Below are 25,858 nucleotides of genomic sequence, written 5' to 3'. Positions count from 1 at the left end.
TGTCAGATCGTGACGGTGTCCCGGTGCGCGTACACCCAGTCGAGAAATCGCTGGACGCCCCGCACCACGTGCGCGCTGCGGATCGACGGGAAGAGGTCGAACGCGTGCTGGGCGCCGGGAATCTCCGCGTAGACCACCGGACGGGACGACACCTCGCGCAGCCGTCGCACGAATTCCCTGGCCTCCCGGACGGGCACGAGCGTGTCGTTCTCGCCGTGGATCACAAAGAACGGAGGAGCCGAGGGCCCGATCCGCTCCAGGGGTGAGGCCGCGAGATAATCCTTCGACGACAGCCTCGGGTCCGTGCCGACGACGTAGCGCGCGAGCAGGTACCGCAGTCGCGCCCGGCTCGCGGGCGAGCCGGTGGTGGCCGCGAAGTCGTACACCCCGTAGTGCGGCACGCACGCCTGCACGCGCGTGTCGATCTCCTCGAACCCCGGTTGGAACGCCGGGTCGTTCGGGCTGAGCGCCAGGAGCGCGGCGAGGTGGCCGCCCGCCGAACCGCCCGTGGCGGCCACGAACGACGGGTCCCCGCCGTAGTCGGCGATGGAGGTACGCACCCACGCCAGCGCGCGTTTGGCCGCCACGATGTGCTGCGGCCAGCGGGCGGAGGGGGAAAGCGGGTAGTTGATCGCCACGCACACCCAGCCCCGCGCCGCCATGTGCAGCATGAGCGGGACCCCCTGCTGCTCCTTGTTCCCGGAGATCCACGCCCCACCGTGCACCTGGAGCAGGACCGGCCGCCCCGATCCCGGTTCCCGCGGCCGGTAGACGTCGAGCAGGAACCTCTTGCCGCCCTGGAAGTAGGCGATGTCGCGGTCGGTGCGGACGTCCGGGTGCCTCAGCCGGAACGGCAACACCAACTGCCCCCACGGCGTGGCCAGGTCGGAGGGCGCCAGCGGAGGACGCAGCCCGTCGGTGTAGCCGGGGCCGAGCGTGTCGACGAGCGCCCGCTCCACCACGCCCTCGGCCCGTCTCGCCGAGGCGATCAGCGAGCCGAGACCGACGGTGGACAGTGCGGCGGCCGCCAGCCCCGCGCGATCGGCGTCGCGCATCCCGCGCCGTGCCAGGTGCGCGGCCGTGTCGGTGAGGGTGAGGGCCAGCAGGTGCGGAGCCAACTCCGAGGTGAGCCACCCCGTGACGAACGCCGGGAAGCCCCAGTGGGGCCCGCGCAGGGGACGGAGGGCGTTGACCGTGAGCGCGAGCTGAACGACGCGACGAGCCCGAAACGACAGGCGCATGGAGCTCAAGACTACGAGCCCGAGCGCCGCGCGAACCGCTCGCGCGCACTGTGCGTACGAGAATCTCGCCGTTCTTTCACCTGGCTGACCGCTTTTGGATCACGCCTCCGGGTGACACGGTGTGGTCGTTCGCCGGGCGCGGGCCCGGTCCCCTGTCGCACGGGAGGCGTCGATGGGCGTTCCGACGGCTGCTGCCTGGGCGGTGACCGCCGTATTCGCGTTGCTGGTGCAGCCGTGCGTGTCGAGGCTGGTGCGGCTCGACTACACCGGACTCGGGCCGGGGGTCCGGCAGGCGGATGTCGCGGGGCTGCTCATGGCCCTGGCGATGGTGGCGATGGTGTCACCGGTCGGCTTCCCCGTGCCCGTGGCGGGTTGGCAGGCCCTGTTCGTGCTCTCGGCGTGCTGGTTCTTCGCCGCCGGACTACGGGAGCGGTCCACGCGGGGCGTGTGTCGGCGCTGCGACTTCCACCACGCGGTGAGCGCCGCCGCGATGGTGTACATGTTCGCGGCGATGCCGCACGGCGATGCCGGGCACAGCGTGTGGCCCGTCATGGTGGGTGAGGACGTCACGGGCACGTTCGCGCTGCCCGCCGTGGCCTTCGCGTGCGTGCTCTACTTCGCGGTGGACACGGCGGTGAGTGTGCGGCACGTCGCCCGGACGCGCCGCGGTGCTGCTTCCCCACCCGAGGGCGCGGTGTCGAGGTCGGTGTGCCGGACCGTCATGAGCGCCGGGATGGCCGGGTTGTTCGCCGTCGGACTGGTGGGGTGAGAGCCGCCACCGCGCTCGTGAGGAACTCATGGTTGCGTCGGGGCGTCCTCGGCCGCGATGGTGTCGGGAGTATCCGATGTGAACGGAAGGGGCGAGTGTATGCACGACGGGCGGGTCGCGGTGGTGACCGGAGCGGGCTCCGGTATCGGCAGGGCGGTGGCACGGGCGTTGGCGAGCGACGGCTACCGCGTCGCCCTCGCGGGCCGACGCGAGGAGGCGTTACGGGAGACCGCCGCCGGCGGCGCGGAGGGGACGACGCTCGTGGTCCCCACCGACGTCACCGACCCTGAGGCCGTGAGCGCGTTGTTCGAGGCCGTCGTCGCGGAATGGGGACGCGTGGACGTGCTGTTCAACAACGCCGGGACCTTCGGCCCCACCGGCGCCATCGACACGGTGTCGGTGGAGGAGTGGCGCCACACCGTCGACGTGAACCTCACCGGGATGTTCCTGTGCGCGCGGGAGGCGGTGCGGGTGATGAAGAAGCAGGACCCGCGCGGCGGAAAGATCATCAACAACGGGTCGATCGCCGCGACGACACCGCGTCCGGAAAGCGTCGCCTACTCCGCCACCAAACACGCCGTCACCGGGTTGACCAAGTCGATCCTGCTCGACTGCCGCAGGTTCGACATCGGCTGTGGGCAGATCGACATCGGCAACGCGGCCACCGAGATGACGGCGGGGTTCGCCGAAGGAGCCAAGCAGGCCGACGGCAGTATCCGCCCGGAACCCAGTTTCGACGTCGCCCACGTCGCCGACGCCGTGCGGTACATGGCCGCGCTTCCCCCGGAGGCCAACGTGTTCTCGCTGACGGTCACCGCCACCGGGATGCCGTTCGTGGGACGCGGCTGAGCGCACCGACCGGCACCCCGGTCAGGTGCGCGGCAACGCTCGGGGGTCGTACCGGCAGGCGGCGTTCCACAACAGGAACGAGTCGATCCCGAGGTCCTCGGCGGCCTCGATCTGCGCGCGAATCTCGTCGGGGCCGTACTCGACGGTGAGGCTGAACGCCTGCAGCCACGGGATGACTTCCGTGTGCCCGTTCTCGCGTGCCAGGTCCCGGAAGTCCGCCAGCGAGCGGACCGTGATGTCGTACGGTTGGCTCTCCGGGTCCTCCACGCCGTACTCACCGGGGCCCCAGTGCGACGGGTACACCATCGGAGCCACGTAGTCCACGTGCTCCGCCATCGCCGGGATGTCCTGGGCGATCTGCTCGGGCCGGGTGGCGGCGATGCCGAACACCGACGCGCCCTGGAAGGCGCCGTGGCGTCGCACGACGGTCCGTGACTCGGCGAGGAAGCTCGCGATCGCCTCCTCGGGGGTGCTCACAAGTCCCGGAAACACCATCGCCGAGAGGTCACCGTCCGGCCTGCGGATGTAGTCGTAGAGGATGTCGTCGAACCCGAGTTCGGCGGCTTCCTCGGCCAGCGCGATGTTGTAGGCCCGCACGTCCGGGTCGGCGAAGTTGGTGAAGGAGTAGTCGCCGTACCCGCCGGACCACGCGCGGCCGTCGGTGGTCTGGACGACCCGGTCGTAGTACCCCTCTTCCCAGGAGGCCCTGCCGAGGACGGGATCGCGGAACGCCACGAGCCTGCCGACGACGCGGACCCCCTCCTCGTGGAGCAGGTCGAGGGTCTCCCTCGCGTCGTAGAGTCCGGTGTTCGCGCCGATCTCCTGGGCCAGGGGGACCTGGGAGGCGTAACCGATCTGCCCGCTCTCGTCCTTGATGTCGAGCTGCACGGTGTCGATCCGACCCTCGCGTACCAGCTCCAACACGGGTTCGCGGAGCTCGGGGCTCGCCCAGGCACTCGCCGAGAGGTGCACGGCCCTCATACCGGGGTGGCGCAGCGCGATCGGGACTTCCTCGGAGGTGGCGTTGCCCGCCTCGTCGTGAGCGACGACCGTGACGGTGTTCGTCCCGGCTCGTACGGGAAGGACGAAGGAACCGTCCGGGGCGGGGCGGGTCCACTCGCCCGCGGCCGACACCAGCGCCGCCCCCGGAGCGCTGCCCCGAATCTCGCCGGCCGAGCCCGGTTTCACCGGTTCGGGTGGCTCGACGTCCAGTTCGGGCGGGGTGGCGTCGACCCGGAGGACGATCCGGGTGGGTTCGGAGTCGCCGAACATTCCCGGCGGCGGGGAGACGGCGAGCACGTGCACGCCCTCGTCGAGGAGGCCGGCCTCGGGGCGTAGTGCGTCACCGTCCGGGTGCAGCGGCAGTCGTTCACCGTCCAACATGGCCACGATGCCGTCGAGCCCGTGGGGCGAGGAGATCCGCACCTGGTCCAGGATGTCCGGCCGTACGGGGTGGTCGGGCACCCCCGTGACGATCGCGTCGGGCCGGTCCGGGAGAGCCAGCGGAATGGCCACGGCCGCGGCAACCGCTGTCGCCGACACGATGGCGATTATCCACTGAGGACTCAAGTGAAATCTCGACATCGTCGACTTCCTTCCGCCTTCGTGGCCGGTCGTCACGGGAATACCCACGGTGTGTCCGATACGGACACTTGGTGGGAAAGGAAGACTCGGTCGGGTGAGCGTGACACGCGGTCGGGTGCCGGCTGACCTACGTTGCCGAGCATGGTCTTCCGACACATCCTGATCCTGGCCGCGATGGCCACGGTCACCGCGGCGTGCACCCACGGCGTCGCGCCCGAGGCGAGTCCTCACGAGCCCACCGAGACGACGAGCTCCGTGGAGACCACCCCTCCGCCGCCGGACCCGGAGGAGATCGGCGCCAACGAACTCGGGGTGGTGCCCGTGCTCATGTATCACCGGATCGTGTCCGAACCCGCGTCGGTGTACGACCGGACTCCCGAGGACTTCCGGGCGGAGCTGCAGCGGCTCGCCGACGAGGACTACGTGCCCGTCACGACGACCGAGCTGGCCACGGGGCGGCTCGATCTGCCCGCGGGCACCCACCCGGTCGTGCTGACGTTCGACGACGGGGACCCGAGCACGATCCGCCTGGAGGGCTCGCGGGTCGCTCCCGACACGGCGATCGGGATACTGCTGGACGTCGCTCGGGAGAATCCGGGATTCCGCCCCACCGCGAGCGTGTACGTGAACGAGGAACCCTTCGGCGGGGGCGAGGCCGGGCGGCGGGCGTTGCGCTGGTTGGTGGACAACGGATTCGAAGTGGGCAACCACACCGTGGGCCACACCAACCTCGGGGCCGTGTCACCGCGCACGGCGGGGCGGGCCATCGTCGAGGGTGACGAGTTGATCCGCGAGGCGGTGCCGGGTTATGCGCCCACCAGCCTCGCCCTGCCGTTCGGCGCGCGCCCCGACCCGGAGGAGCTCGCTCGAAGCGGCGACGGTTACGACTATCGGGCGGTGCTCCTGGTGGGGGCCAACCCCGCCCCGTCGCCGTTCGCGGTGGAGTTCGACGCGGCGGCAGTGCCCCGGATTCGCTCGCAGGGCCCGGACGGCGAGGAGGCGGAGTTCGGTTCGACGGCCTGGCTGGACAGGCTCGCGTCCGAGCCCCGGCTGCTCTACACCTCCGACGGCGATCCCACCCGCATCTCCTACCCCCGCGGCGACGACACCCTGAACCCGAAGTTCGCCGAGGCCGCGGCCCCGTACTGACCCGCGGACCGTCACCGGATGCGGTCACTCTCGCCACTCGGTCGGGTGGGAGCGAGGTGGGCGGGGAGGCGGGGTGGGTAGCACGTGTCGTGACCGTACGTGGAGGGAAGCATTGCGCACAGTGACCAGTGGCGGGATGGTGGCGGCGGTGGCATGGGCGCTCCTGTCGTTCGCCGGAGCACCCGCGGCACCCGCGATGGCCGCCGAGCCCGTCGTGGCGCCGGCCCAGATCTCGCCGGATGCCGAGGAGACCACCGAACCACCCTGGGGGCTCGTGGGTCTCACCGGGTTGCTCGGGCTCGCGGGACTGGCCAGAAAGCGGCGCCGGGTCGTGGTGGCCGATCCGTTCGCCTCGTACCCGGCGATGTGGAAGCCGGGCACGGTGGCGTCCACCGATCCTCGTCCCCCGACACAAGAGGCGCCCGCTCGCCCACGACCGACGCCGCGACCCCGTGCGGTGTCACGGGCGGACGGCGCCGCCGCGAGCACCGGGAAGGCCGCGAACCCCACCGTCTACCTGCCCTCGCCCGTTCCCGAGCAGAACCGCGGAACCCACGAGCGGCTGTCCGCGCCCCCGAAGCCGGAGAGTTCCGGGGCGTTCCCGCCACCGCCGCCCACGAGCGTCAGGAGTGACGGGCACATCCGGCTCGCCCCGGCGCCCCCGCTGCACGCTGACCGACTCAGCCCGCCGAACCTCGACATCTCCGGCCTGCCGGGGATGGCCGACGCCACGCCGGCCGAACCGCGGTGGCCGCAGCACGAGTACGACTGACCTCGTCCGTCCCGGTCCGCGAGAACGGAAAGGAAAGCGGATGCAACCTCGCTCCGCCTTCCTTCCGTCAGTGGGGACATGAGGTGGATTCGAGGGATCATCGCCGCGGCAGCGTTGCTGACCGTGACGGCGTGCGGAGAGCAGGCGGCCACAACGGAAAGCGGAGCGGGGGAGGCCGAGAAGGCGCCTCCCGCGTCGAAGGAGTTGTCCCGCGCCCCCGAGGAGGTGCCCCGGGACGGGCCCGTCCCGATGGGACAGATCGACGCGAGCGCGCTTCCGGATGGCTACCCCGTCGACGTCGCCGTGTCCGACGAAGGTCGGACGTTGACCGTCGTCGCGCAGGAGGGCGGCTGCACGAAGGTCAGCGCGACGGTGGCCGAGCAGAACGACGAGCGGATCGAGGTGAAGCTGGTCGAGTCCAAACCGGCCGATAAGAACGTCATGTGCACCATGGACATGCGTTATCCGCCACTCACCGTGGAACTCGACGAGCCGTTGGAAAGGCGCGTGGTCGTCCTCGACTACGAGCGCGCCACGCACTGACACCGTGCGGGCTGACGCCGAAGGACGCGGTCCCGTGGCGTCGGCCCGCACGATGGGGGAACTACGACCGGAACGAGATCTGGAGCACCGGCTCCGAGGTGTCGGCGAAGAAGTCGTTGCCCTTGTCGTCGATGACGATGAACGCGGGGAAGTCCTCGACCTCGATGCGCCACACCGCTTCCATGCCCAGCTCCGGGTACTCCAGGACCTCGACCTTCTTGATGCAGTCCTGGGCGAGCCGCGCCGCGGGGCCACCGATGGAGCCCAGGTAGAAGCCACCGTGCTTGCGGCACGACTCGGTGACCTGCTTCGAGCGGTTGCCCTTGGCCAGCATGACCAGCGATCCGCCGGCGGCCTGGAACTGCTCCACGTAGGAGTCCATCCGGCCCGCCGTGGTGGGACCGAACGAACCCGAGGCGTAGCCCTCGGGCGTCTTCGCGGGACCGGCGTAGTAGACGGGGTGGTCGCGCAGGTACTGCGGCATCTCCTCGCCCGCCTCCAGCCGCTCCGCGATCTTGGCGTGGGCGATGTCACGCGCCACCACGAGCGGGCCGGTCAGGCTCAGACGTGTCTTCACCGGAAGGCTCGACAACTGCTTCCGGATCTCCGACATCGGCCGGTTCAGGTCCACCTCGACGACCTCGTCCGACAGTTCGTCGTCGGTCACGTCGGGGAGGAACCGCGCCGGGTCGCGTTCGAGCTGCTCGATGAACACGCCCTCCGGAGTGATCTTCGCCTTGGCCTGGCGGTCGGCCGAGCACGACACGGCGATCCCCACGGGGCACGACGCGCCGTGGCGCGGCAGCCGGATCACACGCACGTCGTGGCAGAAGTACTTGCCGCCGAACTGCGCGCCGATGCCGAACTGGCGGGTCATCTCCAGGACCTGCTGCTCCAGCTCCACGTCCCGGAACCCGTGACCGAGTTCGGAACCTTCGCGGGGCAGCTCGTCGAGGTACCGTGCCGAGGCCAGCTTCGCGACCTTGAGGTTGTACTCGGCGGACATGCCCCCGACGACGATCGCGAGGTGGTACGGCGGACAGGCGGCCGTCCCCAGGCTCCGCAGCTTCTCGTCGAGGAACCGCGCGAGCCGCTTGGGGTTCAGCACGGCCTTCGTCTCCTGGTACAGGAACGTCTTGTTGGCGCTGCCGCCGCCCTTGGCCATGAACAGGAACTCGTATGACGGCTCGGATTCGCCGTCCTTGTGGTACAGCTCGATCTGCGCGGGCAGGTTCGTGCCGGTGTTGCGTTCCTCCCAGAAGGTCAGCGGCGCCATCTGCGAGTACCGCAGGTTCAGCTCCCGGTACGCCTCGAAGATGCCCTTCGACAGCGCCCGCTCGTCGTCGCCCCCGGTGAGCACGCCCTCCGAGCGCTTGCCGATGACGATGGCGGTGCCCGTGTCCTGGCACATCGGCAGCACCCCGCCCGCCGAGATGGCGGCGTTGCGCAGCAGGTCCATGGCCACGAACCGGTCGTTGCCACTCGCCTCGGGGTCGTCCACGATCGCGCGAAGCTGCGCGAGGTGCGAGGAACGCAGCAGGTGCTGGATGTCGGTGATCGCCGTCCGCGCCAGCAGCGTCAGCGTCTCCGGCTCGATTTCGAGGAAGCGCCTGCCGGCCGCCTCCACGACACGCACCCCGTCGGCCGTCACGAGCCGGTACTCGGTGCTGGTGTCCTTGCCCAGCGGCAGAACTTCGGTGTGGATGAACTCGCGTGTGGTGCGGGCGGGGGAGGACCCCGGCCCGGAAGTGGTCACAGTCACAGTCGGGCTCCGTTGCGCGTGGTCGGGAGGTTTAGACCGTATCGCGCGAACGAAGCCGGGAGTGCGAGCCCACGCCGCCGCGCGACGCAGATCACCTGCGCCCACGGACGGGGAGGCGTCGAAAGACGGAATACCCGTCGGAGTCACGAAGGGTGGTGCGAGCGCGAGGGTCGGAAGGCCGGGCCCACCCCGACGGACCCGACCTTCCGTGGCAGGCGACCGGCGAAGCCGGCCGCGAGGACGATACCTCGCGACGACACCACGACACGCTCGCATCCGAGTCGAATGCGACGACGGTCGAGAACTCGCTGTCGCGAGCGCGTCCTCGACCGTCTCGTGAACCCCGGCCGCGAGTCAACGCGACGACCGGGTGATATGGATTTCGTTGTGATTACGTGCCGTGGTGGTGTAGTCAGCTCGCGTACGCGCGCAGCCGATCCGCCCGCTCGCCGTGGCGCAGTTTGGTCATGACCTCCCGCTCGATCTGCCGCACGCGCTCACGGGAGAGGCTGAAGTGCTTGCCGATCTGGTCGAGGGTGCGCGGCTGGCCGTCGTCGAGGCCGTAACGCAGGCGAATCACCTGCTGTTCGCGGTCGTCGAGGGTTGCCAACACCCGGCGGAGGTCGTCCTGCAGCAGGGTCGAGATGACCGTGCTTTCGGCGTCGGTGGCTTCGGAGTCTTCGATGAAGTCGCCCAGCGGGGCGTCTTCCTCCGTGCCGACGGGCATGTCGAGGCTTACCGGGTCGCGCGCGTGGTCGAGCAGGCTGGCCACCTTCGCCTCCGCGATGCCGGACTCCGCGGCCAGCTCCTCGTTGGTGGCCTCCCGGCCGAGTCGCTGGTGCAGGTCGCGCTTGATACGCGCGAGCTTGTTCACCTGCTCCACGAGGTGCACGGGGAGGCGGATGGTACGGCCCTGGTCGGCCATGCCACGCGTGATGGCCTGGCGGATCCACCACGTCGCGTAGGTGGAGAACTTGAAGCCCTTGGCGTAGTCGAACTTCTCGACCGCGCGGATCAGGCCCAGGTTGCCCTCCTGGATGAGGTCGAGCAACGGCATTCCGCGTCCGGTGTACCGCTTGGCCAGCGACACCACCAGGCGCAGGTTCGCCTGCAGAAGGTGGTTCTTGGCGTTCTCGCCGTCGCGCACGATGGCCGTCAGCTCCTCGCGACGCTCGGGAGAGAGGTCGTCGGACGTGTCGAGCATGTGCTGGGCGAACACCCCCGCCTCGATGCGCTTGGCGAGGTCGACCTCCTCCTCCGCGGTCAACAGCGCGGTCTTGCCGATGCCGTTGAGGTACACGCGCACCAGGTCGGCGGCAGGCCCCTGCGCGTCGAGGTCGGGCTGTTCCTCGGCGGGCACGGACACAACGTCGTCGGTGGCGGGTACGGGAATGCTGCGCTGGCGAATCCCGCGAGCCTCACGTTCGAGTGTCTGGACGGACATCTTGCCTCCCCGGTCAACGGGCTGACGTGTCGGGTTCGCTCACGTCTGCTTCTCGCGTCGCGCGGCGAGCCTGTGGAACCCGCCTCGCGTACCAGCTCCCCGGCTGGACATCTCAGTCAACGTCGTGGGGTTCCGAATCGTTCCCGAGCGTGCTGGCCTGTTGAGTCCCTCACGTCGAGGCATCCCCCGGCCGGGAAACGGCGTGTACGAGTGATCGGGTGCTTCGCCCAGCGAACCGTTTGGTTCAGACCTTTATGGACCCGGAGAGGCCGCCGTCAGACCTCGACGAGCACCGTGAAGGGGCCGTCGTTCACGCTGTGCACCGACATCATCGCGCCGAAGCGTCCGGTGGCCACTCGCGCGCCCCGCTCCCGCAGCCTCCGCACCACGTCGTCGACGAGTGGTTCGGCGTGCTCGGGCCGGGCCGCGGCGGTCCAGGATGGACGCCGGCCCTTGCGCGTGTCGCCGTAGAGCGTGAACTGACTGACCACGAGCAGTGGGGCCCCCGTGGTCGCGCATGACTGTTCGTCGCGAAGGATGCGCAGTTCGTGCAACTTGCGGGCCATCGTCTCCGCCTGCTCGGGGGTGTCGGACGTGTGCACGCCGAGCAACACGAGCAGTCCGGGTTCGTCGATGGCCCCGACGATCTCGCCGTCCACCGTCACCGACGCCTCGGTAACCCGCGCGACTACGGCCCTCACCGGCTCTCCTCCAACATTCCGTGACGTACCAGTTCGGCGATCAGCGGCCGGGCCGCCGTGCGCAGCGACTCCGGGGCCTCCTCACGGGAGGCGGCCAGCAGCTCCAGCAGGTCGGACATCGGCAGCACGCCGCGGCAGCCCGCCAGCAGCGCCGTGGTGAGCTCGTCGAGCTCGTGCTGCCAGCCGGGGCCGTCAGTGCGATGCAACCGGCGCACGGTGGTGGCCCAGCCTTCCTCGCCGGGCTCCTCGATGCGTTCCAGCACGACGTTGTCCGGCACGCGATAGACGACGTCCAGCAGGTCGGACTCGTGGGCACGCAGCCAGTCGACCCGGTCGAGCCAGGCCGCGGCCTCCTCCCCGAGCGGGTCGTCGAAGGCGTGACGCAAATCCTCGCACACCACCGTGGGGGCCGTGGTCTCCGTGCGACGCAGGGTCACGAACCCGAAGCCGATGCCCTCCACGTCGTTCTCGGCGAACCAGTCCAGCCAGGCCGCAGCCTTCGCCCTCCCCTCGGCGGAGCGAGGGTCGATGCCCGTGTCGCGCAGCCACGTGCCCACGTACAGTGAGGGATCGGCGACGTCCCGTTGCACGAACCACGCGTCCGTACCCGGCGGCAGCCACCGGTGCACCCGGTCCTCCCAGTCCTCGCCGCGCAGGTGCAGCCAGGAGGCCAGCAGGTGGCCGGTGCCGCCCTCGGTGAGGAACGCGGGCAACTGCCGCACGAGCAGCGCGCTCGCATCGTCCCCGGCCAGGCCCGAGTCGCGGTACACGTAGTCCACGCGGGGCGGTCCCACCACGAACGGCGGGTTGCACACGATCCGATCGAAGCGGCGTCGGGCCACGGGCGCGAACCACTCGCCCCGCAGCAGTTCGACGTCGAGCTCGTTGAGCGCGAACGTCGCCGCCGCCAGCCGTAACGCTCTCGGGGACGTGTCGGTGGCGGTGATCCGGCGCGCGTACCGGCTCGCGTGCAGAGCCTGCACGCCGTTGCCGGTGCCGAGGTCGAGCACGCTCTCCGCGGGACGCCTGCTGGTGGCCCGCACGAGGCTGAGCGACGCGTGTCCGACACCGAGCACGTGGTCCGGGGAGGCCGGCCTTCCCGCCTGTTCGGGATCGAGGTCCGACACGACCCACCAACTGCCGTGCTCGTCGCCGTGGGGGCGGATGTCGAACCCGGCGCGCAGGCCCTCCGTCTCCTCGCCCTCGACTCGGCGCACGATGCCCGTGGCCAGCGCGTCCTCCAGCGGCAGCGGTGACAGGGCCGAGCGGACCGCGTCGACGGGCTCGGTGTCGCCCAACAGGAACAGCCGGATCAACACGCCGAGGGCGTCGGCGTCCCGGCTCGCCCGCCGGGCGGGTTCGGGTTCACCGCGGCCGAGCGCGGCATGGGCCTGCGCGCCCAGCAGGTCGACCACTCCGTCGGCGTCGTAGCGGGCGGCGCGGAACGCGTCCCGCAGCCGGGCGCAGGTCTCGGGGGAGAACTCGGGAAGAGCATCGTTCACGGTGTGTCATCGTCGCACGCCACCGCCGTCGCCCGGCCACCCGCCGGGCGACGGCACTCGACTGGACACCGAACGTGGTGGTCCGAAAACGCGTCCGGCCGGGGTATCGCGCGCGGAGGGGGGGTGGGAGCATGGACACCGGAGGTGAGGCGGTGAAGGAGCACGACAAGCACGCCGCTCCGGTGCTGATCACCGAGGCAGCGCCCTCCTACGACGACGAGATCGCCGAGCGCAGGCGCAAGTACGTCATCATGATGAGCCTGCGCGTGCCCTGCCTGGTCCTCGCGGGAGTCTTCTACCACGTCTGGTGGCTGGCACTGGCGCTCGTCCTGTTGTCGGTCCCGCTGCCGTGGGTGGCGGTGCTGATCGCCAACGACCGCCCGCCCCGGAAGGCTGAGCGAGTCAACAAGTTCCAGCGGCGAGCACGAGCGATCGAGAGTCGGACGCATCGCGTCATCGATTCGTCGGAGGACACGTCGGGACCCCGGCAGTCCTGACCTCGTTCGGTCCGGTGCGACCGAGGCGCCCGCGTACCCCCGGCACGCGGGCGCCTCTTCCGCCGGAGGAGGTCAGGAACTCGGGGGCTGCGCTCCCACCCGGCTGACGGCCCTGGCACCGAGGGACGCGCCCTCCGCGAGGATCGTGGCCGGGGCCTCGCCTCGAAGCCACGCGGTGATGACGCCCGCGTCGAACGCGTCGCCCGCTCCGGTGCTGTCCACGCACGGCACGTCCTCCGCGGGAGCGGTCACGATGCCGTTGCCGTCCACCCAGGCCGCGCCCTCCAGGCCGAACGTGACCGCGACCGCGCCGACCGTGTCCAGCAACTCCCGTGCCGCCTCGGCCTCCCGCGACCCCGTGAGCGCGCGCAACTCGTCCGCGTTCGGCAGCAGCAGATCGACGCCCCGCACGTCGTCGAGGAAGGCTCGCGGGTCGGTGAGCAGCGCCGCCGCCTGCGGGTCCACCGACGTGGTAAGCCCCGCCTTCCGGGCCAGCGCCAGCGCCTCCAGGCCGCCGGGCCGGGACGAGGGGTCCAGGAGCACGTAGCCGGACAGGTGCAGGTGGTCGGCGCCGGTCAGCGACTCGGCGGTGACGTCGGAGGGGCGGAACCTCTTGTTCGCTCCCCGGTCCGGCAACATCGTGCGCTGTCCTTCCGCGTCGACGAGCACGACGACGCAGCAGGTGGCCGTGTCGGCGTCGACGGCGAACGCGCACCGCACCCCGGCGGCCTCCAGCTCGTCGCGCAGCATTCGACCGCCCGCGTCGTCGCCGACGCGGGCCACGAGGGTGGTCTCGGCTCCCCGGTCACGCAACCACAGCGCGGTGTTGGCCCCCGCGCCGCCGCCGGTGACGCTCACCGCGGCGCGGGCGTCACCGCCGTAGACGATGGGCTCGTCGTGCCGCGCGACGATGTCGAGTCCGACGTCCCCGACGACCACGACCCTCATCGCGCCAGCTCCACGGCGACGCGGGCGGCGAGGTCGGCGTTGGAGAGCACCAGCGCCTCGTTGGCGTCCAGGCTCGCCCCGCCGCTGGCGGTGTGGAAGTGCTCCAGCAGCACCGGCGTCACGTCCGCACCGCTGACCTCGCGATCCCGCAGCAGCTCCAGCCCTTCGGCCAGCAGCCGGTCGTGCGTGGCGCGGTCGAGCTCGTGCTCGACGGGCACGGGGTTGGCCAGCAGCAGTCCCGAGTCGGAGAAGGCGCGGTGGGCGGTGAACACGGCGGCGGCCTGGGCGGGGTCCTCCACCCGGTGCGGCACGGGGTGTCCGGAGGAGCGGAGGTAGAAGGCGGGGAAGTCGTCGGTGCGGTAGCCGAGCACGGGCACCGAGTGCGTTTCCAGCACCTCCAGGGTGGCGGGGATGTCGAGGACCGACTTCATGCCGGAGCACACCACCACGATCGCTGTGCGCGCGAGCGTGCCGAGGTCGGCGGAGACGTCCCAGGTCACGTTCGTGCCGGGCAGGGGGTGGTGCACGCCGCCGAGACCACCGGTGGCGAACACCGCGATCCCGGCCGCGTGCGCGAGCGCGGCGGTGCTGGCCACCGTGGTGGCTCCCGAGCCGCGCAGCGCCACGGTGGGTCCGAGGTCCCGCAGCGACAGCTTGGCCAGCCCGGAGTCGGGCGCGCAGACCCGTTCCAGTTCGGCGTCGCTCAGGCCCACGCGGGGAACGCCGTCGAGTACCGCGATCGTGGCGGGGACCGCGCCCGCGTCGCGCACCGTCCGTTCGAGGCGTCGTGCCACGTCGAGATTGCGGCTGGGGGGAAGGCCGTGGGACAACAGGGTGCTTTCGAGGGCGACGACCGGAGCGTGGTGTGCCACGGCGTCGGCGACCTCGGGAGACATCACCAGAGGGGAGTGGGGCTTCTCGATCACGGCTACGCATCCTCGTCTATCCGTCCAACGGCGATGCGTGGGGCATCATGGAACACGTGAGTACGATGACGCTGCCTGAAGTCGACACCCGGCCGGAGAGCACCGACACCACCGACGACGACTCTCCGAAGATGTTCCACTACGTGCGCAAGAACAAGATCGCCGAGAGCGCGGTCATGGGCACGCACGTGGTGGCGTTGTGTGGAGAGGTGTTCCCGGTGACGAGGTCACCGAAGCCCGGCTCGCCGGTCTGCCCGGAGTGCAAGCGCATCTTCGACAGCCTGCCTCCCGGCGGTGACGAGTGACGCCGGGGTCAGTCCCGTCCGTCTCGCCGCGGGCTCTCGGCCGTGCCGGGGTCCGCGGCGGTCGGTGACGTCGCGTCCCGCTCCTCCTCGTCCTCGTCCCGGTCGAGCGGGGCCGTCGAGTCGGCACCGGTCTCGGTGTCCCCACGCCGTGGCCTGCGCAGCGGTTGGGTGGTGCGCTGCCACAGGCTGCCGCGTTCCTCCTCCTCGGCGCGCATGCGCTCCTTGAGTCGTTCCATCTCCAGCCGGCGCCACTTGCGGCGTTGCCTGCGGGTCATTTTCGCGGGCCACAGTTCCTGGATCGCGCTGTTGAAGTACGCGCCTCCCACGATGGCCAGGCCGATGAAGAACGTGAACAGCAGGAACGCGATGGGGGTCGCCAACGCGCCGTAGGTGTAGCCGGTGGTGGTGATCCAGCTGATGTAGAAGCGCAGCCCCACGCTGGACAGCAGGAAGATCGCCATCGCGAGCACCGCGCCGGGCAGGCCGCGGTGCCAGGGCAGTTTCCGGGGCAACGCGAGCTTGTACAGGGTGGCGAGCGCGAGCACGAGCAGCACCCCCACGGTGGGGTAGTAGAGCATGCTCAGCCACGACGCGATGGTGGGTTGCCAGTCCTCGGGGAAGAACTCCGGCAGCAGGTCGGGGCCGATCGCGATGATCGGCAGCCCGATGACGAGCAGGACGAGGCTGGCCATGTAGAGCAACAGCGAGAAGATCCGCTGCCACACCTCGTTGCGGACGCCGTACTGGTCGTGGGCCACGGTGATGGCGTCGACGAACGACGACATGGCCGAGGAACCCGCCCACAGGGATATGAGGAAGCCCACGGAGACGATCTCGCCCTTCCCCGTGGTGAGGATGTCGTCGACGGTCGGCTCGATGATCTGCTCGACGACGCTGTCGCTGAAGATCGTGTCCGAGAAGGCGATGATCTTGTCGTGCACCTGGCGGACGATGTGCTCGCCGAACCAGTCGCCGAGGAACCCGAGGCTTCCCAGCAGCCCGAGCAGCAGCGGGGGCAGCGACAACGTCTGCCAGAACGCGGCCTCGGCCGACTCGGAGAAGATGTTGCCGTCCCAGGCCTTGCTCAAGGTGCGAGTCAGCAGCCGCCAAGGGCCTTTCCGCCCGGCCCGTCGTGCGGGCGGGCGTCGGCCTTCGCCGTCGGTGGTGCCGCCGTCCTGCGTCTGCATCGCGGTTTCAAGCATGGTGCATTCGCATCCCCTCGGCTCGCCCACCCCTGCGGCGTGTCCTTTCCGAGGTGATCGCCGAGGCTCCGGGTAGGCTTTCGCAGGCACCCTCACCGACCACCGGCACGGCCGCCGGCTGCCGAGCTGGTCGTCTTCGTGAGGGTTTTCGCATGTCCGTGTGTCGAGGAGTTGGAGCGTCGGTGTCGGAGACCGCACAGGCACGGGACGGCGCACGAGCCAACGCCGCCCCCGAGCCCGCGCACGACGCGACGGCCCGCCCCCTGCGTGCGTGGCAGCGTCGGGCGCTCACCAAGTACCTCACCCGCAAGCCCAAGGACTTCCTCGCCGTGGCGACGCCCGGTGCGGGCAAGACCGTGTTCGGCCTGAGAGTGGCCGCCGAGCTGCTGTCCGACCGCACCGTCGAGGCGATCACCATCGTCACGCCCACCGAGCACCTCAAGCACCAGTGGGCGGCCTCGGCCGCGCGCGCGGGAATCGCCATCGACTCGAACTTCCGCAACACCACGGGTGTGACGTCGTCGGACTACCAGGGTGTCGCTCTCACCTACGCGCAGGTGGCGGCTCATCCCACGCTGCACCGGGTGCGCACCGAGAACCGCAAGACACTCGTGATCCTCGACGAGATCCACCACGCCGGCGACGCCAAGTCGTGGGGAGACGCGGTCCGGGAGGCGTTCACCCCCGCCACTCGCAGGCTGGCGCTGACCGGTACGCCGTTCCGCAGTGACGACTCGCCCATCCCGTTCGTCACGTACGAGCCGGACGCCGACGGGTCGCTGCGGAGCAAGGCCGACCATTCGTACAACTACGCCGACGCGCTGGCCGACGGGGTCGTGCGGCCGGTGGTGTTCCTGGCCTACTCGGGCGAGGCGTCGTGGCGGACCAGCGCGGGTGACGAGTTCACCGCCCGCCTCGGTGAGCCGCTCACCGCCGAGCAGACCGCGCGCGCGTGGCGCACCGCGTTGGACCCGTCGGGTGAGTGGATGCCCGCGGTGCTCCAGGCGGCCGACACGCGGTTGTCGCAGCTTCGCGCGACCGGGATGCCCGACGCGGGCGGGCTCGTGATCGCCACCGACCAGGAGTCGGCGCGTGCCTACGCGAAGTTGCTCGCGGGCATCACGGGGGAGCGGCCCGTGGTGGTGCTGTCCGACGATCCCAGGGCCACCAAGCGCATCGGGGAGTTCTCCGAGTCGGACGACCGGTGGCTGGTGGCGGTGCGTATGGTCTCGGAAGGCGTCGACGTGCCACGGCTGGCCGTCGGCGTGTACGCCACGAGCGCCTCAACGCCGCTGTTCTTCGCCCAGGCCATCGGGCGGTTCGTGCGGTCGCGGCGGCCGGGGGAGACGGCGAGCGTCTTCCTGCCCAGCGTGCCCGTGCTGTTGGAGCTGGCCAGTGAGCTGGAGGCCGAGCGCGACCACGTGCTGGGCAAGCCGCACCGGGAGAAGAACGGCTGGGACGACGAACTCCTCGTGGCTGCCAACCGCACCGACGACGAGCGTGGCGAGGAGGAGAAGTCGTTCACCGCGCTCGGGGCGTCGGCCGAGCTCGACCAGGTGATCTACGACGGCAACTCGTTCGGCACGGCCGTGTTCTCCGGCAGTGAGGAGGAGCAGGAGTACCTGGGGCTGCCGGGGTTGCTGGACGCCGAGCAGGTACGAGCCCTGTTGCGTAAACGGCAGGAGGAGCAGCTCGCGGAGGCCAAGCGTCGCAAGCCCGCGGCCGAGAAACCGCAGCCCGCTCCCACGCCGCGTCCCATGTCGGTGGACGAGCGGCTCAAGGCGTTGCGCAAGGAACTCAACGCGTTGGTGGGGCTGTACCACCACCGCACGCGTAAGCCGCACGGTGCCATCCACAACGAGCTGCGCCGGATCTGTGGTGGTCCGCCCACGGCGATGGCCACCGTGGAACAGCTTGAGGAGCGCATCGCCACCCTCCGGTCCTGGTAGGCGGCCGACACCTCGTGTCCCGTGAAATCACGGTTGCATCTCGGGGCTCGTGTTCTGAATCGATACAGGTATTCCGTTCCGGGAGCGCCGTGCATATGTTGTCGCGCACAACATTTATCTCGGCACCGGGAAGGTGTGACGATGCGACGACGCTTCCGACTCAGCGCCTGCGCGGTTGCGCTGGGCCTTTCCCTCACCCTGTCGGCCTGTGGTGCGAATGCCGGTGGTGGTGACGCCGCCGGGGAGGAGACCACGAGCGGACAGTCGGACGCCCCACTCGGCAAGGTGGGCGTGATCCTGCCCGAGACCGCCTCGTCGGCCCGCTGGGAGGGCTTCGACAAGCCCATGCTGGAAGAGGCGCTGCGTGCGAAGGGCTTCGACCCGGACATCCAGAACGCGCAGGGCGACGTGCAGAAGTTCTCGACCCTGGCCGACGGCATGATCGCGCAAGGGGTGAAGGTGCTGATCATCTCGTCGATCAACAGCGAGATCGGCGGCGCCGTGGCGGCCAAGGCCCAGGCCGCGGGCATTCCCACCATCGACTACGACCGCCTGAACCTCGGCGGCAGCTCCGAGTACTACGTCTCCTTCGACAACGTCCGCGTCGGCGAGCTGCAGGGCGAAGGTCTCGCCGAAGCTCTGGACGGAGAGCGCGGAGCCGAGGTGATCGAGATCGAGGGCGCTCCGACCGACCACAACGCCACGCTGTTCCACGAGGGACAGCGCAACGTGCTCCAGCCCCTCTACGACTCCGGGGAACTGGAGCTCGTGCGCAGTCAGCCGATCGACGACTGGAACAACCAGGAGGGGGGTCGGGTCTTCGAACAGATCCTGACCTCCAACGGCGGTGAGGTCGACGGCGTGGTCGCCGCCAACGACGGACTCGCCAGCGCCGTCATCACGGTGCTGAAGAAGTACGGCCTGAACGGCAAGGTGCCCGTCACCGGTCAGGACGCCACGGCGGAGGGCCTGCGGGCCATCCTGCGCGGGGACCAGTACATGACCGTGTTCAAGCCGGTCAAGGAGGAGGCCGAGGCCACGGCCGAGCTGGCCGCCGCGCTCGTCAACGGCGACGAGTCCGCCGCCGAGCGGGTCGCCACGGATTCCGTCGAAGACCCCCAGGGCAAGCGTGAGGTTCGCGCGGTGTTGTTGGAGCCGTACCTGATCACGAAGGACAACGTGAAGCAGGTCGTCGACGAGGGCTACGTCTCGGCCGACGACATCTGCACGCGGGATCTCGCCGACGTCTGCTCCGAGCTCGGGATCGAGTGAGGCCCGCCATGACCGAGGTCGTGACACATCCCGAGGCCGCGGGCGAGGCCGCGCCGGAGCCGGTGCTCGAACTCCGCGAGGTCAACAAGAGTTTCGGGCCGGTACACGTACTGCACGATGTGGACTTCACCGTGCGAGCGGGCGAGGTGACCGCCCTCGTCGGCGACAACGGCGCAGGAAAGTCCACATTGGTCAAATGCATCGCGGGCATCCACACCGTGGACTCGGGGACCATTCGTTTCAAGGGCAACGAGGTGACCATCCGCGGGCCCAAGGACGCCGCCGAGCTGGGCATCGAGGTCGTCTACCAGGACCTCGCGTTGTCCGACAACCTCGACATCGTGCAGAACATGTTCCTCGGCAGGGAACGGGGAAGCGCGTGGCTGCTCGACGAGGCCGGCATGGAGGAGGCGGCACGCAAGACACTGGCGTCGCTGTCGGTGCGCACGGTGAAGTCCGTGCGCACCCCGGTCTCCGCGCTCTCCGGTGGCCAGCGGCAGACCGTGGCCATCGCCAAGTCCGTGCTGTGGGAGAGCTCGGTGGTGCTGCTCGACGAGCCCACGGCCGCCCTCGGCGTCGCCCAGACACGGCAGGTCCTCGACCTCGTGCGCAGGCTCGCCGAGCAGGGGCTCGGGGTGGTGCTCATCAGCCACAACATGGCCGACGTGTTCGAGGTATCCGACCGGATCGCCGTGCTGTACCTGGGACGCATGGTTGCCGAGGTGCGCACGAAGGACGTCACCCACGGGCAGGTGGTCGAGCTGATCACCGCCGGCCGCTCCGGCGACCTCGGCCTCGCCCGGCCCGAGAACGCGGCTCTGTGACCGGATTCCGCCAGCAATGAGGACCTTCAGATGACGCAAACCCCTACCGCACCGAAAAGTGCGGCGATCTCCGACTTCGGGATCGACACCACCGCGATGTCGACGTCCGAAGCCGTGCGCGACTACTTCGCGCGCCTGCGCGCCGGGCAGCTCGGGTCGTTGCCGGCCCTGCTCGGCCTCGTGGTGCTCGTGGTGGTGTTCGCCTCCCTGTCGGACGTCTTCCTGTCGTTGAACAACCTCGCCAACCTGCTCGCGCAGGGAGCGGGACAGACCATCATCGCGATGGGCATCGTGTTCGTGCTCTTGGTCGGTGAGATCGACCTGTCGGCGGGCACCGCCTCCGGTGTCACGGCGGCGGTCCTCGCGATGCACTTCGTCGAGAACGGCAACCTGCTCGGGGGCATGGGCTCGACAGTGTTCGTCCTGTTCAACCTCGCGCTCGCCCTCGCCGCGGTCCTCGCGGCGTTGCTCCGCATCTGGGCGGGTGCCGTGATGTCGGTGCTCGGCATCGTCCTCACCGTGTCCGGGTTCACCGCCAATCCGTGGGTGGAGATGTTGCTCGCGCTGTGCGTGGGCACCGCCATCGGATGCATCACCGGCTTCCTCGTGGCTCGGATCGGGATGCCGTCGTTCGTGGTGACGCTCGCGCTGTTCCTCACGTGGCAGGGAGTGATCCTGCAGTTCATCGGCGAGGGGGGCGTGCTCGGTATCTCCACCTCGCCGGTGCTGAACGCTGTCGCGAACGGCAACCTGTCCGTGTTCGGCAGTTGGCTGCTCTGCGCCGTCGCCGTCGGAGGATTCGCCGCCACCGTGCTGGGACGGCACATTCGGCGGCTGCGGCGTGGTCTCGTGACCCAGCCGACCACCATCGTCGGGCTCAAGGTGGGTGGCGTCGCCGTCCTCGGCGTGGTGGCGACCGCCCTGCTCACGATCAACCGATCCCCCAACCCCACCATCGAGATCCGCGGTGTCCCATACGTGGTGCCCATCGTGCTGGCGTTGCTCGCCGTCGGGACCTACGTCCTCAACCGCACTCGCTACGGCAGGCACATCTACGCCGTCGGCGGGAACCGGGAGGCCGCTCGGAGGGCGGGTATCGACGTGACACGCATCAGGGCGAGCGTGTTCGTCGTGTGTTCCTCGGTGGCCGCGCTCGGCGCGATCGTGTACTCGTCGAAGGTCGGTTCGGTCGACCCGCAGGCGGGTGGGCTCAACACGCTGCTGTTCGCCGTGGGGGCCGCCGTGATCGGCGGTACGTCCCTGTTCGGCGGCAAGGGTCGGGTGTCCGACGCCGTCATCGGTGGCACCGTGCTCGCCGTGGTGTCCAACGGTCTCGGGTTGCTCAAGCAACCCGCCGCGGTCGTGTCGATCATCACGGGACTCGTCCTGCTGCTCGCCGCCACTGTGGACGCGGTGTCGCGCAAGCGCGCGGCCGGCGCGGCCCGTTGAGGTCCGTGATGCGACGATTACGGCCGTGACCAGCACGCCCGTGGCCCGGCCCGACGAGGTGAGACGGTACAACCGTGCGAGCTTGTTACGCCTGCTCCACCTCGGCGGGCCGAGCACCCGAGCGGAGCTCGCCCACGAGCTGGGCCTCAACCGGAGCACCATCAAGGCGCTCGTCGACGGGCTCGCCGAGTCGGGCGTGGTGGCCGAGCGGGTGCCGCGGCCGGGCAGGCAGGCGGGCAGACCGTCGCTGCTGGTGCTGCCCCAGCCCGAGGCCGCCGTCGTGCTGGCCGTGGACATTCAGGTCGAGCACGTCGCGTTGGCCCTGGTCGGGCTCGGCGGTGAGATCCTCGGCCGCAACAGTTGGAAACTCCACAACCGCACCCGCGCGCCCGGCGAGGTCCTCACCCGCATCGTGGAGTCCACCGCGCCCCTGGCGGCCGACCTGGGAGTCCAGCCGGTGGCGTGCGGGGTGTCGGTGCCGGGGGTGGTCCGCCGTCTCGACGGACACGTGCACGAGGCCCCGAACCTGCGGTGGAGTGACGTGGCCCTGGGGGAGCGGCTGTCGGCCGCGCTCGGGGTCCGGGCCATCGTGGGCAACGACGCCGAGCTGGGGGCCCTGGCCGAACACCTGCGGGGAACCGCGCGGGAGGTCGACGACGTGGTGTTCGTGTCGGCCGACGTCGGGGTGGGCGGCGGCGTCATCTCCCAGGGCACGGCGTTGCGCGGCACGACGGGATACGTGGGCGAGCTCGGGCACATGGTGGTGCGCCCGCAGGGCCGCGAGTGCTACTGCGGCAGCCGGGGCTGCTGGGAGACCGAGGTCGGGGAAGCGGCGTTCTGCCGCGCCCTGGGCCTGCCCGAGGACAGTCCGCGGGGTGCCGTGGTGGTGGAGCTTCGCGCGTTGGAGGCCGATCCCGACGCGGCGCGTCGCCGTCTCGGGGAGCTGGCGGAGTGGCTGACCCTCGGCCTCGTCAACGTGGTGAACCTCCTGGGCCCCGAACTCGTCGTTCTCGGCGACCTCTTCACCGAGCTGCCCGACGTGGTGCTGGAGGAGGTGGCGAATCAGGTGCGGCAGCGCAGCATGGTGAGCCGCGCCATGGGCGGGGTCCGGGTGGAGCGCTCCGCCCTGGGCCGCGACGCCAAGCTCCTGGGCGCGGCCGAGGTCGCGTTCGAGGAGATCATGGACACGGTGTAGCGCTCCCGGACACGACGACGGGGGTGGGAATCCCGAGTCGGGACTTCCCACCCCCGCTCACACTCCGTGCGGCTGGGCGACGGCGTCAGCGCTGGATGTCGGCGTCCAGCTCTTTCAGCTTGGCCTCGTACTCACGGCCGTGGTGGCCACAGAACAACAGCTCTCCGCCGCTCGGGAGAACGGCGCGCATCTGTGCGGCTGCTCCGCAACGGTCACAACGGTCCGCAGCGGTCAGTTCGGGGCGGGTGAGCGTCGTCGTTGTCATTGGAGTCTCCCTCCGTCCCGGCATCGCCAGCCGATGCCATCTTCAGCCGCGACCACCGTTGTCGGATCCGTACCGCCCGAGCGAGGTGGCCCGCTGCCTCCACTCTTGCAGACGTTTCCGCTCGTGCAAGTGTTCCCGTGCCACGTGGGAGCCGTGTCACGCCTGATTACCCCGAATGTCGCAGCCCCTTCCGAGCCGCCCCGCCACCACCCGTTTGTGGTGGTCAGGCAATATGTGGCCACGTGACGATCTCCACCGGAAAACGGATGGCGGACGCCGTTCCCGCGCCCATCGTGTTCGTTATCAGCGGAATCTCGATGTACGTCGGCGCGGCGCTCGCCGTCTGGCTGTTCGACGTCGCGACACCCGCCGGAGTGGCCTGGCTACGGTGCCTCGGTGCGGCGCTCATCCTGTTGGCGTGGCGCAGGCCGGGACGGCGGGCCTGGCGAGGCCGGGCGTTGGCTCTCGCGGGGACTTTCGGCGTGGTGACGGCCGGGATGAACGTGTTGTTCTACGAGGCCATCGCCCGCTTGCCCCTGGGAACGGCGGTGGCGATCGAATTCGCGGGTCCCGTGGTGGTCGCCGCGCTCGGGTCGCGGGGAGTGCGGGACTACGTCGCGCTCCTGGGAGTCACGGTGGGTGTCGTGCTCATCGCCGACGTCCAGTGGGAGGGCAGCCCGAGCGGTGTTCTCTTCGCCCTGGGCGCGGCGACGGCGTGGGCCGGCTACATCGTGCTGGGACGGCGCGTGGCGCTCGCGGGGAACGGGGTGGACAGCCTGGCGGTGGGGTTCACCGTCGCCACGGTGGTGCTCTCACCGTTGCTGCTCGGGACGACCGCCGTGTGGGGTGAGCCCGATCTCCTGGCGTTCGCCGTCGGGGTGGGGTTGTTGTCCACCGTCGTGCCGTACGTGCTCGACCAGGTGGTACTACGGCGCGTCGGGCAGGCTCGGTTCGCGCTGCTGTTGGCGCTGCTGCCCGTGACGGCCGGTGTCATCGGGTTCGTGGTGTTGGGACAGGTGCCGACACTCGGCGAGGCGTTCGGCATTCTCGCCGTGGTGGTCGGGGTGGCGTTGCGCTCGAACACCTCCGGTGAGGAGCGCGCTGGCTGACCCCGCCACCACGGCGGCGAAGCCGGGAACGTCAGTCCAGGTAGTCGCGCAGGACCTGGGACCGCGACGGGTGACGCAGCTTCGACATGGTCTTCGACTCGATCTGCCGGATGCGCTCGCGCGTCACGCCGTAGACCTGGCCGATCTCGTCGAGGGTGCGCGGCTGACCGTCGGTGAGCCCGAACCGCAGCCGGACCACGCCGGCCTCACGCTCGGACAGGGTCTGCAGCACCGACTGCAGCTGGTCCTGCAGCAGCGTGAAGGAGACGGCGTCGACGGCCACGACGGCCTCGGAGTCTTCGATGAAGTCGCCGAGCTGCGAGTCGCCCTCGTCGCCGATCGTCTGGTCGAGCGAGATCGGCTCGCGGGCGTACTGCTGGATCTCCAGGACCTTCTCGGGGGAGATGTCCATCTCCTTGGCGAGCTCCTCGGGCGTGGGCTCGCGACCCAGGTCCTGCAGCAGTTCGCGCTGGATCCGGCCGAGCTTGTTGATGACCTCCACCATGTGGACCGGGATCCGGATGGTGCGGGCCTGGTCGGCCATGGCCCTGGTGATGGCCTGGCGGATCCACCACGTCGCGTAGGTGGAGAACTTGAAGCCCTTGGTGTAGTCGAACTTCTCGACCGCGCGGATCAGACCCAGGTTGCCTTCCTGGATGAGGTCGAGGAAGGCCATCCCGCGCCCGGTGTAGCGCTTGGCCAGCGACACCACCAGACGGAGGTTGGCCTCCAGCAGGTGGCTCTTGGCGCGCTCCCCGTCCCGCACGATCCACTTCAGGTCGCGGCGCATTTGGGTGGAGAGCTTCTCGCCCTCCTCCTCGGCCACCCGCAGCCGCTCGGCGGCGTAGAGGCCGGCCTCGATGCGCTTGGCGAGCTCGACCTCCTCCTCGGCGTTGAGCAGCGCGACCTTGCCGATCTGCTTGAGGTAGGCGCGCACCGAGTCGGCCGAGGCGGTGAGTTCGGCGTCCTTGCGAGCCTGACGCAGCGCCTCGGACTCCTCCTCGTCCCAGACGAAGTCGGGGTCGTTGCGCGAGTCCGAGTCCTCGTCGTCCGAGTCCTCCGTCACGGTGGCGTCGACGACGTCCACCTCCACGGCGTCGACGTCGAGGTCGGAGAGATCGACGTCTTCGAGCTCGGTGGCGTCGACGTCGTCACCCAGCGCGGCGGACGTCTTGGCCTTGCTCTTGGAGCTCTTGGCCTTGGTGGTCTTCGACCGGGTCGTCTTCGCCTTGCTGGACTTCGTGGTGGTGGTCTTGCGGGTCCGGGTGGTCTTCGCGGACTTCGCGGGAGCCTTCTTCGCGGCCGTCTTGCGACCCGACGACTTCGCTTCCGGCGTGGCCGTGCCGTCCACGGCCGCCGTGGTCTCGTCGGCAGTCGCCGGTTCGGCGGCGCTCGTTGTCTTCGTCCCGCTTCGGGTTGCGGTCTTTGCGGCTGCCACGTACGCCCTTTCGCAGCGGTCGGTCACGACGAACCGAGACGTGGGGGTCCCGGCTGCCTCAGGTTCGGGGAACTTGCCCCGGCCTGCGGTTTTGTCTCCCGCAGCCGAGAGCCGTGTTCCATTGTAACGACGGCAGCGGCGGCAGTCGCACCCGCGATCATCT

At 70.0% G+C, this 25,858-nt stretch carries 24 protein-coding genes; 13 read left to right on the top strand and 11 right to left on the bottom strand.

Translation table 11 applies throughout. The annotated features are described in order from the left end of the window. Nucleotides 1-2: 2 nt before the first annotated feature. The gene (locus tag SACGLDRAFT_RS13385; RefSeq protein WP_005465316.1) at nt 3-1,241 is read right to left on the bottom strand and encodes an alpha/beta hydrolase; all 1,239 of its coding nucleotides are present in this window, start codon (nt 1,239-1,241) and stop codon (nt 3-5) included. A 172-nt stretch (nt 1,242-1,413) separates the two neighbouring features. Here SACGLDRAFT_RS13385 and SACGLDRAFT_RS13380 point away from each other — a divergent pair, with 172 nt between their 5' ends. Together SACGLDRAFT_RS13380 and SACGLDRAFT_RS13375 are read left to right on the top strand one after the other, a co-directional pair. Next, nucleotides 1,414-2,010, top strand: a complete 597-nt coding sequence (locus SACGLDRAFT_RS13380; RefSeq protein WP_005465314.1) for a DUF5134 domain-containing protein — start codon at nt 1,414-1,416, stop codon at nt 2,008-2,010. A 99-nt stretch (nt 2,011-2,109) separates the two neighbouring features. Then, entirely contained in the window at nt 2,110-2,859 is a 750-nt protein-coding gene (locus tag SACGLDRAFT_RS13375; RefSeq protein ID WP_005465313.1) for an SDR family oxidoreductase, read from the top strand. A 21-nt stretch (nt 2,860-2,880) separates the two neighbouring features. Here the strand turns inward: SACGLDRAFT_RS13375 and SACGLDRAFT_RS13370 are convergent, their stop codons facing one another. Next, nucleotides 2,881-4,443 carry a putative glycoside hydrolase gene (locus tag SACGLDRAFT_RS13370; RefSeq protein WP_005465312.1) on the bottom strand — a complete coding sequence of 521 codons (1,563 nt, stop codon included), beginning with the start codon at nt 4,441-4,443 and terminating at the stop codon, nt 2,881-2,883. 141 nt (nt 4,444-4,584) lie between these two features. On the opposite strand from SACGLDRAFT_RS13370, the gene SACGLDRAFT_RS13365 reads away from it, so the two are divergent. From SACGLDRAFT_RS13365 to SACGLDRAFT_RS13355, 3 genes are all read left to right on the top strand, one after another. Then, nucleotides 4,585-5,592, top strand: coding sequence for a polysaccharide deacetylase family protein (locus tag SACGLDRAFT_RS13365; protein ID WP_005465311.1), 1,008 nt, complete (start codon nt 4,585-4,587; stop codon nt 5,590-5,592). Nucleotides 5,593-5,713: 121 nt separating this feature from the next. Next, complete coding sequence (locus SACGLDRAFT_RS21570) at nt 5,714-6,364, top strand: IPTL-CTERM sorting domain-containing protein (protein WP_232283961.1); 651 nt, start codon at nt 5,714-5,716, stop codon at nt 6,362-6,364. Between the two features lie 78 nt (nt 6,365-6,442). Beyond that, entirely contained in the window at nt 6,443-6,907 is a 465-nt protein-coding gene (locus SACGLDRAFT_RS13355) for a hypothetical protein (RefSeq protein WP_005465308.1), read from the top strand. A gap of 61 nt (nt 6,908-6,968) precedes the next feature. Here SACGLDRAFT_RS13355 and SACGLDRAFT_RS13350 read toward each other — a convergent pair whose 3' ends face one another. The 4 genes from SACGLDRAFT_RS13350 to SACGLDRAFT_RS13335 all read right to left on the bottom strand — a co-directional run bounded on the left by SACGLDRAFT_RS13350 (nt 6,969) and on the right by SACGLDRAFT_RS13335 (nt 12,316). Continuing rightward, nucleotides 6,969-8,669, bottom strand: coding sequence for a fumarate hydratase (locus SACGLDRAFT_RS13350; RefSeq protein WP_005465307.1), 1,701 nt, complete (start codon nt 8,667-8,669; stop codon nt 6,969-6,971). A 412-nt stretch (nt 8,670-9,081) separates the two neighbouring features. Further along, the gene (locus tag SACGLDRAFT_RS13345; RefSeq protein WP_005465306.1) at nt 9,082-10,113 is read right to left on the bottom strand and encodes a sigma-70 family RNA polymerase sigma factor; all 1,032 of its coding nucleotides are present in this window, start codon (nt 10,111-10,113) and stop codon (nt 9,082-9,084) included. 275 nt (nt 10,114-10,388) lie between these two features. Next, nucleotides 10,389-10,814, bottom strand: a complete 426-nt coding sequence (dtd, locus tag SACGLDRAFT_RS13340) for a D-aminoacyl-tRNA deacylase (RefSeq protein WP_005465305.1) — start codon at nt 10,812-10,814, stop codon at nt 10,389-10,391. Continuing rightward, nucleotides 10,811-12,316: a N5-glutamine methyltransferase family protein gene (locus SACGLDRAFT_RS13335; protein WP_005465304.1), complete on the bottom strand. Its 1,506-nt coding sequence runs from the start codon at nt 12,314-12,316 to the stop codon at nt 10,811-10,813. The genes dtd and SACGLDRAFT_RS13335 overlap by 4 nt, the downstream gene beginning before the upstream one ends. A 131-nt stretch (nt 12,317-12,447) precedes the next feature. Between SACGLDRAFT_RS13335 and SACGLDRAFT_RS13330 the strand changes: the two genes are divergently transcribed. Continuing rightward, nucleotides 12,448-12,813, top strand: a complete 366-nt coding sequence (locus SACGLDRAFT_RS13330) for a DUF3099 domain-containing protein (RefSeq protein ID WP_005465303.1) — start codon at nt 12,448-12,450, stop codon at nt 12,811-12,813. Nucleotides 12,814-12,885: 72 nt separating this feature from the next. Here SACGLDRAFT_RS13330 and SACGLDRAFT_RS13325 read toward each other — a convergent pair whose 3' ends face one another. Both SACGLDRAFT_RS13325 and SACGLDRAFT_RS13320 read right to left on the bottom strand, forming a co-directional pair. Further along, nucleotides 12,886-13,761 carry a carbohydrate kinase family protein gene (locus SACGLDRAFT_RS13325; protein ID WP_005465301.1) on the bottom strand — a complete coding sequence of 292 codons (876 nt, stop codon included), beginning with the start codon at nt 13,759-13,761 and terminating at the stop codon, nt 12,886-12,888. Next, complete coding sequence (locus SACGLDRAFT_RS13320) at nt 13,758-14,657, bottom strand: pseudouridine-5'-phosphate glycosidase (RefSeq protein WP_040919972.1); 900 nt, start codon at nt 14,655-14,657, stop codon at nt 13,758-13,760. Before SACGLDRAFT_RS13320 ends, SACGLDRAFT_RS13325 begins: the two co-directional genes overlap by 4 nt. Before the next feature lie 77 nt (nt 14,658-14,734). On the opposite strand from SACGLDRAFT_RS13320, the gene SACGLDRAFT_RS13315 reads away from it, so the two are divergent. Next, a complete protein-coding gene (locus tag SACGLDRAFT_RS13315; protein WP_005465298.1) occupies nt 14,735-14,992 on the top strand; it encodes a DUF3039 domain-containing protein in 258 nt (85 codons plus the stop codon). A gap of 8 nt (nt 14,993-15,000) precedes the next feature. Here SACGLDRAFT_RS13315 and SACGLDRAFT_RS13310 read toward each other — a convergent pair whose 3' ends face one another. Beyond that, the gene (locus tag SACGLDRAFT_RS13310; RefSeq protein WP_040919042.1) at nt 15,001-16,179 is read right to left on the bottom strand and encodes a YihY/virulence factor BrkB family protein; all 1,179 of its coding nucleotides are present in this window, start codon (nt 16,177-16,179) and stop codon (nt 15,001-15,003) included. 197 nt (nt 16,180-16,376) lie between these two features. Here SACGLDRAFT_RS13310 and SACGLDRAFT_RS13305 point away from each other — a divergent pair, with 197 nt between their 5' ends. From SACGLDRAFT_RS13305 to SACGLDRAFT_RS13285, 5 genes are all read left to right on the top strand, one after another. Next, nucleotides 16,377-18,143, top strand: a complete 1,767-nt coding sequence (locus SACGLDRAFT_RS13305; RefSeq protein ID WP_005465296.1) for a DEAD/DEAH box helicase — start codon at nt 16,377-16,379, stop codon at nt 18,141-18,143. Between the two features lie 141 nt (nt 18,144-18,284). Further along, nucleotides 18,285-19,415 (top strand): sugar ABC transporter substrate-binding protein, encoded by a 1,131-nt coding sequence (locus tag SACGLDRAFT_RS13300; RefSeq protein ID WP_005465295.1) that lies wholly within the window; start codon nt 18,285-18,287, stop codon nt 19,413-19,415. Nucleotides 19,416-19,423: 8 nt separating this feature from the next. After that, nucleotides 19,424-20,239 (top strand): ATP-binding cassette domain-containing protein, encoded by an 816-nt coding sequence (locus SACGLDRAFT_RS13295; RefSeq protein WP_005465294.1) that lies wholly within the window; start codon nt 19,424-19,426, stop codon nt 20,237-20,239. A gap of 30 nt (nt 20,240-20,269) precedes the next feature. Next, nucleotides 20,270-21,688: a sugar ABC transporter permease gene (locus tag SACGLDRAFT_RS13290; RefSeq protein ID WP_005465293.1), complete on the top strand. Its 1,419-nt coding sequence runs from the start codon at nt 20,270-20,272 to the stop codon at nt 21,686-21,688. Between the two features lie 25 nt (nt 21,689-21,713). Further along, nucleotides 21,714-22,883, top strand: a complete 1,170-nt coding sequence (locus SACGLDRAFT_RS13285; protein WP_005465292.1) for an ROK family transcriptional regulator — start codon at nt 21,714-21,716, stop codon at nt 22,881-22,883. A gap of 85 nt (nt 22,884-22,968) precedes the next feature. Here SACGLDRAFT_RS13285 and SACGLDRAFT_RS13280 read toward each other — a convergent pair whose 3' ends face one another. Next, entirely contained in the window at nt 22,969-23,148 is a 180-nt protein-coding gene (locus SACGLDRAFT_RS13280) for a DUF7455 domain-containing protein (RefSeq protein ID WP_005465291.1), read from the bottom strand. 266 nt (nt 23,149-23,414) lie between these two features. Between SACGLDRAFT_RS13280 and SACGLDRAFT_RS13275 the strand changes: the two genes are divergently transcribed. Beyond that, a complete protein-coding gene (locus SACGLDRAFT_RS13275) occupies nt 23,415-24,257 on the top strand; it encodes an EamA family transporter (protein ID WP_005465289.1) in 843 nt (280 codons plus the stop codon). Between the two features lie 31 nt (nt 24,258-24,288). On the opposite strand, the gene SACGLDRAFT_RS13270 is transcribed toward SACGLDRAFT_RS13275, so the two are convergent. Then, nucleotides 24,289-25,722 (bottom strand): RNA polymerase sigma factor, encoded by a 1,434-nt coding sequence (locus SACGLDRAFT_RS13270; protein WP_040919038.1) that lies wholly within the window; start codon nt 25,720-25,722, stop codon nt 24,289-24,291. Nucleotides 25,723-25,858 lie beyond the last annotated feature (136 nt).

Source organism: Saccharomonospora glauca K62 (assembly GCF_000243395.2).
GTDB classification, from domain to species: Bacteria; Actinomycetota; Actinomycetes; order Mycobacteriales; family Pseudonocardiaceae; genus Saccharomonospora; species Saccharomonospora glauca.
Note: the sequence above shows the minus strand (reverse complement) of the source record. Positions and strands in the feature narration are given on the sequence as shown.

Bases quoted from the DNA above. Each gene is read 5' to 3' on its own strand.
- SACGLDRAFT_RS13310 (WP_040919042.1), bottom strand. From the start codon at position 16,179: ATGCAGACGCAGGACGGCGGCACCACCGACGGCGAAGGCCGACGCCCG.
- SACGLDRAFT_RS13365 (WP_005465311.1), top strand. From the start codon at position 4,585: ATGGTCTTCCGACACATCCTGATCCTGGCCGCGATGGCCACGGTCACC.
- SACGLDRAFT_RS13295 (WP_005465294.1), top strand. From the start codon at position 19,424: ATGACCGAGGTCGTGACACATCCCGAGGCCGCGGGCGAGGCCGCGCCG.
- SACGLDRAFT_RS13345 (WP_005465306.1), bottom strand. From the start codon at position 10,113: ATGTCCGTCCAGACACTCGAACGTGAGGCTCGCGGGATTCGCCAGCGC.
- SACGLDRAFT_RS13300 (WP_005465295.1), top strand. From the start codon at position 18,285: ATGCGACGACGCTTCCGACTCAGCGCCTGCGCGGTTGCGCTGGGCCTT.
- SACGLDRAFT_RS13385 (WP_005465316.1), bottom strand. From the start codon at position 1,241: ATGCGCCTGTCGTTTCGGGCTCGTCGCGTCGTTCAGCTCGCGCTCACG.
- SACGLDRAFT_RS13330 (WP_005465303.1), top strand. From the start codon at position 12,448: ATGGACACCGGAGGTGAGGCGGTGAAGGAGCACGACAAGCACGCCGCT.
- SACGLDRAFT_RS13290 (WP_005465293.1), top strand. From the start codon at position 20,270: ATGACGCAAACCCCTACCGCACCGAAAAGTGCGGCGATCTCCGACTTC.
- SACGLDRAFT_RS13370 (WP_005465312.1), bottom strand. From the start codon at position 4,443: ATGTCGAGATTTCACTTGAGTCCTCAGTGGATAATCGCCATCGTGTCG.
- SACGLDRAFT_RS13275 (WP_005465289.1), top strand. From the start codon at position 23,415: ATGGCGGACGCCGTTCCCGCGCCCATCGTGTTCGTTATCAGCGGAATC.
- SACGLDRAFT_RS13315 (WP_005465298.1), top strand. From the start codon at position 14,735: ATGGAACACGTGAGTACGATGACGCTGCCTGAAGTCGACACCCGGCCG.
- SACGLDRAFT_RS13355 (WP_005465308.1), top strand. From the start codon at position 6,443: ATGAGGTGGATTCGAGGGATCATCGCCGCGGCAGCGTTGCTGACCGTG.
- SACGLDRAFT_RS13380 (WP_005465314.1), top strand. From the start codon at position 1,414: ATGGGCGTTCCGACGGCTGCTGCCTGGGCGGTGACCGCCGTATTCGCG.
- SACGLDRAFT_RS13375 (WP_005465313.1), top strand. From the start codon at position 2,110: ATGCACGACGGGCGGGTCGCGGTGGTGACCGGAGCGGGCTCCGGTATC.
- SACGLDRAFT_RS13325 (WP_005465301.1), bottom strand. From the start codon at position 13,761: ATGAGGGTCGTGGTCGTCGGGGACGTCGGACTCGACATCGTCGCGCGG.
- SACGLDRAFT_RS13320 (WP_040919972.1), bottom strand. From the start codon at position 14,657: ATGTCTCCCGAGGTCGCCGACGCCGTGGCACACCACGCTCCGGTCGTC.
- SACGLDRAFT_RS13280 (WP_005465291.1), bottom strand. From the start codon at position 23,148: ATGACAACGACGACGCTCACCCGCCCCGAACTGACCGCTGCGGACCGT.